This window comes from Rhizobacter sp. Root404 (assembly GCF_001425865.1).
Classification (GTDB): domain Bacteria; phylum Pseudomonadota; class Gammaproteobacteria; order Burkholderiales; family Burkholderiaceae_C; genus LMDS01.
This window is the reverse complement of the sequence record NZ_LMDS01000001.1, coordinates 716,227-729,929: the sequence shown is the minus strand read 5'-3', so window position 1 is coordinate 729,929 and position 13,703 is coordinate 716,227. Positions and strand designations below refer to the sequence as shown.

The 13,703-nt window shown below is 72.4% G+C and carries 11 protein-coding genes and 1 pseudogene; 4 read left to right on the top strand and 8 right to left on the bottom strand.

Annotated elements, in window-relative coordinates:
• The 4 genes from ASC76_RS03240 to hemC are packed head-to-tail and all read right to left on the bottom strand — an operon-like array spanning position 1 to position 4,104.
• On the bottom strand, positions 1–1,248 hold the full coding sequence (locus tag ASC76_RS03240) for a heme biosynthesis HemY N-terminal domain-containing protein (protein WP_056462246.1): 1,248 nt from the start codon (positions 1,246–1,248) through the stop codon (positions 1–3).
• Positions 1,249–1,254: 6 nt separating this feature from the next.
• Positions 1,255–2,373: a uroporphyrinogen-III C-methyltransferase gene (locus ASC76_RS03235; protein WP_082548674.1), complete on the bottom strand. Its 1,119-nt coding sequence runs from the start codon at positions 2,371–2,373 to the stop codon at positions 1,255–1,257.
• Positions 2,370–3,140 (bottom strand): uroporphyrinogen-III synthase, encoded by a 771-nt coding sequence (locus tag ASC76_RS03230; protein ID WP_056462243.1) that lies wholly within the window; start codon positions 3,138–3,140, stop codon positions 2,370–2,372. Before ASC76_RS03230 ends, ASC76_RS03235 begins: the two co-directional genes overlap by 4 nt.
• Positions 3,141–3,159: 19 nt before the next feature.
• Positions 3,160–4,104 (bottom strand): hydroxymethylbilane synthase, encoded by a 945-nt coding sequence (hemC, locus tag ASC76_RS03225; RefSeq protein WP_056463144.1) that lies wholly within the window; start codon positions 4,102–4,104, stop codon positions 3,160–3,162.
• 82 nt (positions 4,105–4,186) lie between these two features.
• Here hemC and ppc point away from each other — a divergent pair, with 82 nt between their 5' ends.
• Complete coding sequence (gene ppc / locus ASC76_RS03220) at positions 4,187–7,018, top strand: phosphoenolpyruvate carboxylase (RefSeq protein WP_082548673.1); 2,832 nt, start codon at positions 4,187–4,189, stop codon at positions 7,016–7,018.
• Positions 7,019–7,152: 134 nt separating this feature from the next.
• The gene (locus ASC76_RS26025) at positions 7,153–8,100 is read left to right on the top strand and encodes a DUF4394 domain-containing protein (RefSeq protein WP_056462240.1); all 948 of its coding nucleotides are present in this window, start codon (positions 7,153–7,155) and stop codon (positions 8,098–8,100) included.
• Here ASC76_RS26025 and ASC76_RS03210 read toward each other — a convergent pair.
• The 3 genes and pseudogenes from ASC76_RS03210 to ASC76_RS25830 form a co-directional block, all read right to left on the bottom strand.
• Positions 8,072–9,049, bottom strand: a complete 978-nt coding sequence (locus ASC76_RS03210; RefSeq protein ID WP_056462237.1) for a tripartite tricarboxylate transporter substrate binding protein — start codon at positions 9,047–9,049, stop codon at positions 8,072–8,074. The genes ASC76_RS26025 and ASC76_RS03210 overlap by 29 nt on opposite strands.
• Positions 9,050–9,086: 37 nt before the next feature.
• Positions 9,087–10,196, bottom strand: coding sequence for a CaiB/BaiF CoA-transferase family protein (locus ASC76_RS25835; RefSeq protein ID WP_056463138.1), 1,110 nt, complete (start codon positions 10,194–10,196; stop codon positions 9,087–9,089).
• A gap of 72 nt (positions 10,197–10,268) precedes the next feature.
• Positions 10,269–11,213 (bottom strand): annotated as a pseudogene (locus tag ASC76_RS25830) (hydroxymethylglutaryl-CoA lyase); the annotation flags it as partial.
• Positions 11,214–11,354: 141 nt separating this feature from the next.
• Here ASC76_RS25830 and ASC76_RS03200 point away from each other — a divergent pair.
• Together ASC76_RS03200 and ASC76_RS03195 are read left to right on the top strand one after the other, a co-directional pair.
• Complete coding sequence (locus ASC76_RS03200; protein ID WP_056462234.1) at positions 11,355–12,254, top strand: LysR family transcriptional regulator; 900 nt, start codon at positions 11,355–11,357, stop codon at positions 12,252–12,254.
• 15 nt (positions 12,255–12,269) lie between these two features.
• A complete protein-coding gene (locus ASC76_RS03195) occupies positions 12,270–12,515 on the top strand; it encodes a hypothetical protein (RefSeq protein WP_056462231.1) in 246 nt (81 codons plus the stop codon).
• Here the strand turns inward: ASC76_RS03195 and ASC76_RS03190 are convergent.
• Complete coding sequence (locus tag ASC76_RS03190) at positions 12,512–13,702, bottom strand: hypothetical protein (protein ID WP_056462228.1); 1,191 nt, start codon at positions 13,700–13,702, stop codon at positions 12,512–12,514. The genes ASC76_RS03195 and ASC76_RS03190 overlap by 4 nt on opposite strands.
• Between the last annotated feature and the right edge of the window lies 1 nt (position 13,703).

The following is a 13,703-nucleotide window of genomic DNA, read 5'->3' as shown; positions in this document are numbered from 1 at the left end:
TCACGCCAGCCGCGCGGCGGATTCGAAACAGCGCGCGGCGCGGTTCTCGTCGCCCTCCTGCCGGGCCAGGTTCGCGAGGCCGAGCCAGGCCTTGCGACGCGGGCCGGCGGCCAGGGCAGTGTCGTTGGCGGCCTGCTCGAGCAGCAGCCGTGCCTTGCCCCACAACTGGCGTTCGGCCAGCGCGCTGCCGACGGCGAGCGCGACCGCGCCCTCGCGGGTGAACGCGGTCGCGGCCGCCTCGAGACGCGGCAGCCACTCGGGCCCGATGCCGGGGATGGCGCTGACCAGGCCGAACGACACGGCGGCGCGTTCCTCGGGACCGATCTCGGCGGGTGCGTCCCAGAACGGTCGCAGCCACGAACGCGCGTCCTCGTGCGCGCCGAGTGCGGCGGCGCGGTCGGCAGCGCGCGCGGCGACGAAACCGTCGCGCCGATCCACCGGGTCGAACTGGGCCCAGACGCGCTTGAGCTGGTCGATGTCGTGGGCGGTGTCGAGCGATTCGAACGCCAGCGAGCGCAGCAGGCCCTGCGCGGCGACCTTCGAGAACCCTTGATGCTTGGCGAGCAGCCGCGCCGTCTTGAGCGCCTCCTGCGGCTGGCGGCCCAGGCGCGTGGCCTGCAGGCGCAGGCGCAGCGCGTGGGTGCGGCGCGCGACGCCCTGCGGCAGTTCGCCGAGCAGTTCGAGCGCGCGCGGCGCGTCGCGGTCGTCAAGTGCCCATTCGGCGGCGAGCAGCCGCGCGCCCTCCTCGGCCGAGCGCGCGGCGGCGCTGCGGCGCGAGAGCTCGAGCGCATGGCGCAACTGCTCGTCGCGCACGGCGCGGTCCTGCAGGCGGTGGGCGCTGCCGGCGGCGAGCAGGTGGCTGAGCACGGTGAACTCGTTGTCCTGCGCGAGCTCGGGCGTGTCGGCCTGGATCACGAGCGCGCGCTGCGCGGACTTTTGCGCCCGGCTGTAGCGGCCGCCGAAATACTGCGCCAGCGCGTCGCGCAGCGCGGCCTGCGCGCTGCGGTCGCGCCGCGCGACGCGCCACTCGCGCGCCCGCCGCGGCAGGCCGACCAGCGCGCTGATGCCTTGGATCGCCGCGACGATCAGGAAGCAGCTGCCGATCAACGCGATCAGGAACAGGTTCAGCGACACGTCGAGGCGCCAGCCGCGCCAGTAGAACGTCGCCAGCCCGTCGTTGGTGCCCAGCGTGGTCGCGGCCAGCACCGCCACGCCGAACAACAGGACGAACCAGATGATGTTGCGCATGGCGCTCTAGCGGCCGGCCGCAGCGGCGGTCAACGCGGCGAGCGTGTCGTCCGGTCTCGGCACCACCACCTGGCGCGCCTGCCCGGCGACCTGACGGATCAGCTCGGTCGCGAGCAGCGTGCGCTTGGAGCCGCGGTCGAAGTAGCGGTCGAGCGTGACCAGCGCAGCCTGCAGGTCCGCCTGCGCGGTGTCGAACTGGCGGCTGAGCAGCGCGAGCCGCGCGTTCAGCAGCCGCAGCTTCAGGTTTTCTCGCACGAAGAACGATTGCTCGGGCGCGAGCAGCATCGCCTCGGGGTGCTCGATGCGGGTCACGCGGATCAGCGACTTCGCCTCGCTCCAGACCTTCTCGCCGAACGCGTTCCAGGTATCGAGGACCGGCCCGCCCCACCCGGCCGGCGAACTCGCCGCGGACGCCGCCGCCTTCGCCGTGACGATCGGCTTGGCGACCGCCGGCCGCGCCGGCTCCTTGACGCTGCGCGAATCGGCCATGCCGAGCAGCGGCAGGTCGTCGACGACGCGGATGGCCTCGTCGAGCTTGATGCCGAGCGACGCGATGTCCGCGACGCTGGTCGCGCGCACGCGCTCCAGGTCGCGCACGATGGCGCGGCGCACGCCCTCCAGGCGCGGCTGGCTGTAGCGCGCGAGGCGCTCGTCGCTCTGCTTCAGCGTGGCCACCAGCGGCTCGGCGCTGCCGGTGATCGCGGTCTGCTGCTGGGCGACGCGGATCGCCGCCTCGATGTCGACCAGCACGTTCTCGTCGCGCGAGCGCGAGAGCGACTGGATCAGGTCTTCGAGCTGACCGCGCTGCACCGCCACCTCGGCGACGCGGGCCTCGAGCAGCGCCACCTTGGCGGCGGTGTCGCTGGCGTTCTCCTGTGCCTGCTTGGACAGCGCGCGCGCCTCGGCAACCTTGCCGTTGTTGTCCTGCTGGCGGCGCACCAGTTCCTGCTCGAGGCTGCTGCCGCGCTGGTCGGCCTTCCAGGCCAGCACCAGGCTCGCGACGCACAACGCGCCGATGACGGCCAGCGCGATCCACAACGCGCGCGCTGGCGCAGCAGCGGGCGGCGGCGCGACGAGGGCCGGCGGGGCCGGCGGCGGAGGGGCGTTCGAGAGGTCGTCGGTCACGGTCCGATCGATTGTATGCAGGCGATCACGGCGGCCAGCGACGGTCGTGCCTCGGTCACGCGTGCGAACCCCAATTGCCGCGCACGCGCGGCGATGCGGGGGTGCGTGGCCAGCGCACGGGCACGGGCCCAATCGGTTGGCGCATCGCTGACGAGCGGTGCCGCGGCGAGGTTGTCGATCGCCTCGGAACTGCTGAAGAACCAGAGGTGAGCCTCGGGGCGCTCGAGCGCGGCGCGCAGCAGCGCCGCGTGATCGCTGTCCAGGGCCGGCGCGAGGCGTCGGTACGCGGCGACATGCTCGACCTGCGCGCCCGCCGCTTGCAAGGTTTGCGCGAGCCAGTCGCGCCCGCCATCGCCGCGCACGATCAGCACGCGCCTGCCTTGCCAGTCCTGCGTGCGCAGGCGCGCCCACAACGATTCGCTGTCGAACTGCGCCGCATCGTCGGCGGGCTCGACGATCGCGCTGGCCGGCACGCCGAGCCCGACCAGCACGCGCGTCGTGCCCGGCCCGGGCGAGCCGGCTCGCGGACCGGCCGGCCACGTCACGCCGTGAGGACGCAGCGCGAAGAACTGCTCGGCCGCGTTCGGGCTGACGAAGACGACCAGATCGCGTTGCGCGAGCCCGCGCCAGGCGGCGAGCAACGCCGACGGATCGGTCACCGGCGCGATGCCGATCAGCGGCAGCGCGACTGCATCGATCGCGCTGGCGCGCAGATGGTCGACCCAGTCGGCCGCCTGCGCCGCGGGCCGGGTCACGATCACCCGCACGGCAGCACGTCCCGCGCGCTCAGGGCTTGACGCCGAGATAGGCAGCGGCGCCGGCGTCGCGCAGCGTCTGCGCCGCGTGTTCGCCGAGGGCGCGGGCCTGCTCGTCGGTGTGGACCGACGCGCTCGCCTGCGCACGCAGCAGCGGCGCGGTCGGCGATTCGCCGTCGCCAAGCGCGGCGCGCAGCGTCAGCGTCTCGCCATGCCAGGTGCCGTGCGCCGCGAGCGGCATGCTGCAGCTGCCGCCGAGTGCGCGCGACACGGCGCGCTCCGCCTGGACCGCCAGCCACGTCGGGCGATGCGTCAACTGGCCGAGCTGCTCGCGCAGCGCGGTCGCGTCGGCCCGCACCTCGATGCCGAGCGCGCCCTGCCCGGCGCAGGGCAGCATCGCCTCGGGCTCGAAGCGCGAGGCGATGCGCTCGGCCAGGCCCAGGCGCATCAGGCCCGCGGCGGCGAGGACGATCGCGTCGAAGCCGCCCTCGTCCAGCTTGCGCAGCCGTGTGTCGAGGTTGCCGCGCAGCGGTTGAACGACGAGGTCGGGCCGTGCGGCGAGCAGCTGCACCACGCGCCGCAGGCTCGAGGTGCCGACGGTCGCGCCCTGCGGCAGCTCGTCGAGCGTGCGGTAGCGCGACGAGACGAACGCGTCGCGCGGATCTTCGCGGTCGAGGACGGCTGCGAGGACGAAGCCCTCGGGCAGGTCCATCGGCACGTCCTTCAACGAGTGGACCGCCAGGTGCGCGCGACCTTCCTCGAGCGCGGTCTCGAGTTCCTTGACGAACAGCCCCTTGCCGCCGACCTTGGACAGCGTTCGGTCCAGGATCTGGTCGCCGCGGGTCGTCATGCCGAGCAGCTCGACCCGCAGCCCGAACCGGCGCGTCAGCAGATCGCGCACGTGCTCGGCCTGCCAGAGGGCGAGGCGACTCTCGCGGGTAGCGATCAGGGTGGTGTCGGCAGCGGCTTGGGGCATGGGCGGCATGCTAGCAGGCGCGCCTCTTGCAGTGGCTGCTAGGATTCATCCTCCGTAACCAAATTACACGACCGAGACCCGCATGGCCACAGCCGCAACTGCCGCAACCACCCTGACGCGCCAGGCCGCGGCGAAGCGCAAGACCTCCACCGCCGACGCCGCCGAGAAGAACCGCCCGCTGGTCGACGACATCCGGCTGCTCGGTCGCATCCTCGGCGACGTGATCCGCGAGCAGGAGGGCAAGGCGGCCTTCGAGCTGGTGGAGCGGGTGCGCCAGCTGTCGGTTGCGTACCGGCTGAAGAGCGACGCGCAGGCGGGCCGCGCGCTGGACCGGTTGCTGAAGAACATCTCCGGCGACCAGACCGTCAGCGTGATCCGCGCCTTCAGCTACTTCTCGCACCTGGCCAACATCGCCGAAGACCGCCACCATGTGCGGCGCCGCGACCACCACGAGCGCCAGGGCCACCTGCAGGAAGGCTCGCTGGCGATGACGCTGGAGCGCCTGGCCGCCGCCGACATCCGCGCCGCGGACATCGCGCAGACGCTGTCGCACGCCTACATCTCGCCGGTGCTGACCGCGCACCCGACCGAGGTGCAGCGCAAGAGCATCCTCGACGCCGAACGGACGATCGCCGAGCTGGTCGAGCAGCGGGACGCGCTCCACACCGAGCGCGAGCGGGCCGAGAACGAGGCGCTGATCCGCGCCCGCGTCACGCAGATCTGGCAGACCCGCATGCTGCGCACCGCCAAGCTGACGGTCGGCGACGAGATCGAGAACGCGCTGAGCTACTACCGCTCGACCTTCCTGCGCCAGATCCCGAAGATGTACCGCGAGCTCGAGAACGCGCTGCCCGGCCACCCGATCGCGTCGTTCTTCCGCATGGGCAACTGGATCGGCGGCGACCGCGACGGCAACCCGTTCGTCACGGCCGACACGCTGCAGATGGCGCTGGCACGGCAGGCCGAGACGGTGCTGCGCTTCTACCTGACCGAGACCCACGAGCTCGGCGCGGAGTTGTCGATCTCGGCGTCGCTCGCACCGGTCACCGCGCCGATGCAGGCCCTGGCGGCACAGTCCCCCGACCAGAGCGTCCATCGCGAGGACGAGCCCTACCGCCGCGCGCTGATCGGCATGTACGCGCGGCTGGCCGCGACGCTCGAACTCTTCACCGGCACCGAGGCGCTGCGCCACGCGGTCGCGCCGCAGCACCCGTACGACTCGGCCGACGAGTTTCTGGCCGACCTGAAGGTGATCGACGCGTCGCTCGCCGCGCACCACGCCCAGGCACTGGCGGCGCCGCGCCTGAAGCCGCTGATGCGCGCGGTGCAGGTGTTCGGCTTCCACCTCGCGACGGTCGATCTGCGGCAGAGCTCGGACAAGCACGAGGCAGTCGTCGCCGAGCTGCTGAAGGTCGCGAGGGTCGAGGCCGACTACAGCGGGCTCGGCGAGGACGCGCGTCGCGCCCTGCTGGTGCAGCAGCTCAACGACGCCCGGCCGCTGCGCGTGCGCGCCGCGGCGTACAGCGAGCACACGCTCGGCGAACTCGCGATCTTCGAGGCCGCGGTCGTGATGCTGGCGCGCTACGGGCGCGCCGCGATGCGCCACTACATCATCTCGCACACCGAGGACGTCAGCGACCTGCTCGAGGTGATGCTGCTGCTGAAGGAAGTGGGCCTGTTGCGCGGCACGCTGGATGACGGTGCGGTCAGTGACCTGATCGTCTCGCCGCTGTTCGAGACCATCGGCGACCTGCGCAACGCCGCGCCGATCATGCGGGCGTTCTACGCATTGCCCGGCATCACCGCGATGATGGTGAGAAGCGGCGCCGAGCAGGACATCATGCTCGGCTACTCCGACAGCAACAAGGACGGCGGCAGCTTCACCAGCAACTGGGAGCTGTACCGCGCCGAGATCGACCTGGTCGCGCTGTTCGGCAGCCTGCGCCAGGACCATGGCATCACGCTGCGCCTGTTCCACGGCCGCGGCGGTACGGTCGGCCGCGGCGGCGGCCCGAGCTACCAGGCCATCCTCGCGCAGCCGCCGGGCACGGTGAACGGGCAGATCCGCCTGACCGAGCAGGGCGAGGTGATCGCGTCGAAATACGCGCACCCGGAGATCGGTCGGCGCAACCTCGAGACCCTGGTCGCGGCCACGCTGGAAGCGACGCTGCTGAACCCGACCAAGAGCGCGCCGAAAGCCTTCCTCGAGGCCGCCGCGGCGATCAGCGACGGCAGCTTCAAGGCCTACCGCAAGCTCGTCTACGAGACCCCCGGCTTCACCGAATACTTCTTCAGCGCGACGCCGATCCGCGAGATCGCCGAGCTCAACATTGGCTCSCSCCCGGCCTCGCGCAAGGCGACGCGTGCGATCGAGGACCTGCGCGCGATCCCCTGGTCATTCAGCTGGGGCCAGTGCCGCGTCGCGCTGCCCGGCTGGTGCGGCTTCGGCAGCGCCATCGCGCAGTACCTCGGCAAGGAGCCGAGGCAGCGCGCCGAGCGCCTTGCGCTGCTGCGCAAGATGCACAAGCAGTGGCCGTTCTTCGGCACGCTGTTGTCCAACCTCGACATGGTGATCGCGAAGAGCGATCTGGCGATCGCGGCGCGCTATGTCGAACTGGTGGAGGACAAGAAGCTCGGCAAGAAGATCTTCGCGCTGATCAAGGCCGAGTGGCAGGCCACCTCGGACGCGCTCGCGTTGATCACCGGCGAGACCAACCGGCTCGCGTCCAACCCGTCGCTGGCGCGCTCGATCGAGCACCGCTTCCCGTACCTCGATCCGCTGAACCACCTGCAGGTCGAGCTGATGCGACGCTATCGCCAGCGCAAGGAAGGCGACCCGGAGAACGCGCGCGTGCAGACCGGCATCCACATCTCGATCAACGGCGTGGCCGCCGGGCTGCGCAACACCGGCTGATCCCGGCGTCGGGATTCACCCGCGATGTAAAGGGATATTGCTGCGGGGCGCATCCGGTGTCTGGGGGCCGGCGTAGTCCGAGTGCGGTGTGGCATTTCTCACGCCGCCGACGACCCACTCCAGGAGCCCGACCCATGCCACACCCCGCCCTCCCCGCCGCGCTGCGCGGTGCCACCCTCAGCGCCGTCGCCTGCGCCGCGTTCGCGTTCGCGGCGCCGGCCCAGGCACAGCAGGTCATCGGCCTGACGACCACCAACGCGCTGATCTCGTTCGGCGCCGCGACGCCGCAGAACGGCTCCGCGCTGACGACCATCACCGGCCTGGAGGGCACGAACCAGCGCATCCTGGCGATCGACACGCGCCCGACCAACGGCCTGATCTACGGCGTCAGCACCGACTCGAAGCTCTACACCCTCGACGCCAGCACCGGGGTCGCCACCAAGGTCGGCAACCTCAGCATCGCGCTCAACGGCACCGCGTTCGGCTTCGATTTCAACCCGGTCGCCGACACCAATGGCGCGGCCTCGCTGCGCATCACCAGCGACACCGGCCAGAACCTCGCGGTCAACGCCAACACCGGCGCGGCCACCGCGCAGACGATGCTGAGCTTCAGCGGCGGCACGATCGGTGCCGCCGGCGCGGCCTACAAGGACAACGATGCGAACCCCGCGACCAGCAGCGTCGGCCTGTACTACATCGACTCGGCCACCGACGGCCTGTACTTCACCGGCGCGCCGGGCGGCGGCGTGCTGAGCTTCGTCGGCGGCCTGGGCTTCAACACGACCGGCGTGCTCGGCTTCGACATCGCCGGCGCGGCCAACATGGCGTACGCGGGCCTGACGCTGGACGGCACCGACACCGGCAAGAGCGGCCTGTATGCGATCAACCTCGGCACCGGCGCGGCGACGCTGATCGGTGACTTCGGCATCGGCGGCAACACCGCCATCTCGCCGCCGCTGCTCGGCCTGACGGTCGCCGCGGTGCCCGAGCCCGGCACCTACGCGCTGATGATCGCCGGGCTGCTCGGCATCGGTCTGGTCGGCCGGCGCCGGGTCAGTCGAGCCGGATGTCCGACTTCCTGACGATCTTCGCGTAGCGCTCCTGCTCGCTGCGGAAGAACTGCGCCGCAGCCTCCGGCGTGCTGGGGTGGATCAGGTTCTCCTGCCGCGCCATCGCCTCCTTCACGTCGGGCGACGCGAAGGTGGCGAGCACCGCGGCGTGCAGGCGCTTGACCTCGGCCGCCGGCAGCTTCGGCGGGGCGATCACCGCGAACCAGCCGCCGACGTCCACGTCCGGCAGACCCTGTTCGGCGATCGTCGGCAGCTCGGGCAAGGAGGGCACGCGCGCCTTGCCCATCACGCCGATCGCGCGCAGCGCGCCGCTCTTCAAATGCCCGAGCGCGGCCGGTACCGCCACCACGCCGAGCTCGACCTGCCCCCCGATCAGGTCGGCGATCTGCGGGCCCACGCCTTTGTACGGGATGTGCTTCACATCGGCCTGGGCGGCCTCGACGAACATCGCGCCGGCGAGGTGAATGATCGTGCCGTTGCCCGACGACGCGTAGTTGTACGCCCCGGGCTTCGCCTTCAGGAACGCGACCAGTTCCTTGACGTTCTTCGCCGGCACGTGCGCCGGGTTGACCACCAGCACGAACGGCGTCTCGCCGATCACGCTGATCGGCGTGATGTCGGCGAGCGCGTCGAACGGCATCTTCTTGTAGACGCTCGGGTTCACGACGTGGTTGTTCGAGACCACGCCGATCGTCGCGCCATCCGGCGCGGCACGCACCAGCGCGGTCGTGCCGGTGATGCCGCCGGCGCCGGGCAGGTTCTCGATCACGACCGGCTGGCCGAGCGCCTTGGCGAGCGCCGGGCTCGCGGCGCGCATGATCGTGTCGACGCCCGAGCCGGCGCCGACCGGGAGGATCACGCGCATCGGGCGGTCGGCATTCGGTGTCTGCGCCAGCGCGGGCAACGCCAGGGCGCCGAGGGCGGCCAGCACCTGGCGGCGGGACGAAGTGAATCGGGTCATGCGAGTCTCCTGAGCGGCGGCGCCGCTTCGTTGTGGGTCAAGAAGGGGTCGAGGCGTGCGCGTCGGCCGGCGCGAAGCGCGCGAGCACCTCGTCGGTGTGCTCGCCGATGCGCGCGAGCGGTTGGCGCACCGCCGGGCGGCGCCCGCCCATCAACAGCGGCAGCAGCACGACGTCGGTGCTGCCGCCGTCGCCGGTGTCCATCGGCACGAGGCCGCCGCTGGCGCGCAGGTGCGGATCGTCGAGCAGCTGCTCGGGCCGGACGATCGGTGCATACGGCAGGCCGGCTGCTTCGAGGCGCGCCGACAGGTCCGCGATGTCCCACTGCTGCAGCGTCTCGCCGAGGCGGCGCAGCAACTCGGGCCGCACCGCGACACGCTGGGCGTTGGTGGCCAGCGCCGGGTCCTCGGCCAGGTCCGGCCGCTCGATCACGCGGCACAGCGTCAGGAACTGCTTGTCGCTGACCGCGCCGACGAAGAGCTGCGCGCCGCCGGCCAGCGTGAACACGTCGTAGACGCTCCAGGCCGAGACGCGCGCCGGCATCGGCGGCGGCGGCTCGCCGGTCATCGAGAACTGCTGCATGTGCTGCGCGGACAGGAACACGCAGTTCTCGAACAGCGCGCTCTGCACCTCCTGGCCGCGACCGGTGAGTTCGCGCTCACGCAGCGCGGCGAGCACGCCGATCGCGCCGAACATGCCGCCCATGATGTCGTTGACGCTGGTGCCGGCGCGCAGCGGCCGCCCGGGCGGCCCGGTCATGTACGACAGCCCGCCCATCATCTGCACGACCTCGTCGAGCGCGAGGCGGTGCTCGTACGGCCCCGGCAGGAAGCCCTTGTGCGAGGCGACGATGAGGCGCGGAAAGCGCGGCGCCAGGCCGGCGTGGTCCAGCCCCAGCGCGGTCATCAGGCCGGGGCGGAAGTTCTCGATCAGCACGTCGCTGGCGCCGATCAGCTCGACCGCCGCGGCGTGCCCTTCCGGCGTCGCGATGTCGAGAACCACGCTCTTCTTGTTGCGGTTGAAGCTGCGGAAGAAGCCGATGCCCAGGCCCGGCAGCTGGCGCGTCTTGTCGCCGCCCGGCGGCTCGACCTTGATGACCTCGGCGCCGAGGTCGGCCAGGATCATCCCGCAGGTCGGTCCCATCACCATGTGCGTGAACTCGACGACGCGCACGCCGGCCAGCGGCAGCGGGCGTTCGGCCGGCGCGGGGGATGCTGCCGGCGCCGCTTCGGCGGACGTCGCGCGCCCCGCGAAGGTCTTGGGCAGCCCGGCGCGCCACAGCGTGCCGTGGGTCGCCTCGCCGTCGAGCCAGCCCGCCACATCGGCGCGCAGGTCGAGCAGCCGCTCGATCTGCAGGTGGGTCGCGCAGCCCATCGCTTCCAGCGTGAAGGCCAGGTCCTCGGTCGCGACGTTGCCGCTCGCGCCCGGCGCATGCGGGCAGCCGCCGATGCCGGCGAGCGACGCGTCGAAGCGGTTCACGCCGACCTCGAGCGCCGCCGCCACGTTGGCCAGCGCGAGCCCCCGCGTGTCGTGGAAGTGGCCGCAGGCAAAGCGTTCGCCGGCCAACGCGCGGGCGCGCTCGAACAGTTCGCGCACGCTGCGCGGATCGGCATAGCCGACGGTGTCGGCCAGACTGACGCGGTCGGCGCCGGCGTCGAGCAGTGCCTGCATCAGGCGCAGCACCTCGTCGGGCTCGACCCGGCCCTGCAGCGTGCAGCCGAACGCCGTGCCGACGCCGCCCTCGATGCGGGTGCGCGAGCCGGCAGCGTCGCGCGCCGCGCGCATCCTCGCCACCTCGGCGACGACCTCGTCCGGCGTCTTGCGCAGGTTCGCCAGGCTGTGCGCGCGGCTCGCCGACAGCGGCACCAGCATCCAGTCGGCGCCTTCGGCGATCGCGCGCTCGGCGCCCTTCAGGTTCGGCACCAGGACGGACGCGACCAGGCCCGGCAGCGTCTTCGCATACGCGAGCAGCTCGGCGGTGTCGGCCAGCTGCGGCAGCAGGCGCGCGGGCACGAACGAGCCGACCTCGATCTCGCGCTGGCCCGCCGCATGCGCGCGCCGGATCCACTCCAGCTTGCGGGCGGTGGGCATGATCGTCGCGATGCTTTGCAGGCCATCGCGCAGGCCGACTTCGCGGACGATCGCGGTGCGGGGAAAGCGGGTCATTCGAGAATCTCCTGGCGTGCGCGCCGGTCGGCGCCGGTGCGGCGGGATCGATCGTTGCCCGCGACTGTAGACATTCCGACGGGAACCACCAGTGGTAATTCGGAACGGCTATGCTTCCGAACCGGAATGTCTGTACGCCCCATGCCCGACCTCGATCTCAAGACCCTGCGCCTGCTGGTCGCCGTCAGCGACCTGCGCAGCATCGCGCGCGCCGCCGAGCAGGAACACATCGAGCCGTCGGCGATCAGCAAGCGCATCGCCCAGCTCGAAGCGACGCTCGGCACGCCGGTGCTGGCGCGGCATCGCCGCGGCGTCGAGGTCACGCCGGCCGGCGCGGCGCTGCTCGAACATGCGCGCAGCATCCTGTTCAGCGTCGACCGGATCGAGCGCGACGTCGCCGCGCTCGGCGTCGCCGGTCGCGGCCAGGTGCGGCTGCTGGCCTCGGCCTCGGCGATCGCGGAATCGCTGCTCGACGACCTCGCCGCGTTCATGCGCGTGCCGTCGAACCGCGACATCCAGGTCGACATCGAGGAGCGCATCTCGACCGACCTGGTGCGCGAACTGCGCGACGGCAGCGCGGCGCTCGGCGTCTGCTGGGACCACACCCCGCTCGATGGCCTCGAGCAACGCCCCTACCGGCGCGACCGGCTCGCGCTGGCCGTGCCGGCCGATCACCCGCTGGCGACACACCGCGCGCTGCGCTTCGAGCAGACCCTCGACCACGACCATGTCGGCCTCGCGCCATCGACCGCGGTGCACACGATGCTGCGGCGCTCCGCGGCGCGCAGCGGCCACACGGTGCGCTACCGGGTGATCGTCTCGAACTTCGACGCCGCGCTGCGCGTCGTCGCGGCCGGCCTCGGCGTCAGCGTGATCCCCGCGCAGGTGGCAGCGAACGCGGCCGGGCTCGGGATCCGCGTCGTGGCGCTGCGCGACGCGTGGGCCGACCGCCAGTTCGTGGTCTGCTACCGCCGCTTCGACGCGTTGCAGGCGGCGGCGCGCCGGCTGGTCGAGCACCTGTCGGCCGCCGCCGCGACCTGAGTACCATCGGCAGCGATGGACGAACTCAACCAGTTGCAGGCGCTCGGGCTCACGCTGCCGAGCCCGGCCTACATCTTCGGCGCGATCGTGTTCGGGCTGGTCGGGCTCGGCGCGTTCCGTTACGGGCGGAAGAACGCGCAGCCGCTGAAGGTGTGGATCGGCGTGGCGCTGATGCTGTACCCGTACGCAGTCTCGCGGACCTGGCTGATGTACCTCGTGGGCGTCGCGCTGTGCGCGGCGTTGTTCATCGAGCGGCCCTAGCGGACCGGGTCCACCCAGGCCGGTTTGCCCGACGCCGTCACCCACTCGCGCATCGCACCCACTTCGCCGAGCGCAGCGGTCCGACGCAGGCGATCGAGATCGCGGCGGATGCGGGCGCACCCCAGCGATTCAGCGCTGCGCTCGGGCACGCCCGAGTCCGCCAGCGAGGCCAGGTAGGCCGTGTACTCGCCCCGCATCCGGTCGGTGCGCTGCACCGACCAGCCGATCTCCCGGCCGACCGCGACGCCGATCATGCGGTCGAGCAGCGTGTCGGCGCGCTCGGTCAGCGCCTCGGCGAGCAGCCTGCAGGTCTGGGCCCGGTTCGGATCGCGCAACGCAGGGCCCCGGCAGGCCTGCACCAGCGGCTGCATCGAAGGCAGCGCCACCGCCGCCTCGATGCCGATGGCCTCGGTCACCAGCGTCGACGCCGCCAGCAGCGCGGCCTCGTCGTCCGGCGTGACGGCCAGCACGGCGCCCGCCACGTCGAAGAAGCCGCTCGCGCTGCGGCGCGCGCGCGCCAGTCGGAACAGCGCCTCCTCCTGCGCCGCCACATCGCCGCGGGCCGACCCGGCGGCGTGGATGAAGCGCCACGGGGCGGCATTGTCCGGGTCCAGGCGCGCCCACTGCTCGGCGCTCAGCATCCGGCAGGCGCCTTCGCCGCGCTCGCGCAGTCCACCGCAGGCCTTGAACGCGAGGGCATAGACGCGCGGGTCGGTCGAGGCCAGCGCGATCCGCGCGAGCGGATCGGCCACGCGTGCCGGCCGCGCCGCCGGCTCCGCGGTGTCGGCCCCGGCCAGCAACAGCGCCGCGGCGCGCGCCAGTTCGCTCGGGCTGGAACGCAGCGCCGCCAGCACGCGCTCGCGCTGTCGCGGCAGCCCGGTCGCGCGATCGAACTCGGCCCGGTCGAACGAGCCGTCGGGCTCGGTCCGCACCCAGGCGCCGCCGCAGACCTGGACTTCGTCGCTCGCGTGCCGCTCGGCGGCGGACGCGGCCGGCTCGGGCGGCTCGGGGCGGGCCACCGCGATCGGCGGTGCGACCGCCGCGGCCCGTGCGATCGCCGGCGTCTCAGCACTCGCGGCACCGGCCTCCAACCGCGTCAGGCCGACGAAGACCAGCCCGAGCGCCACCACCACCGCGCACGCGCCGACGATCGTCCAGCGCCAGCGCCGCGGCAGGTCGACGACCATC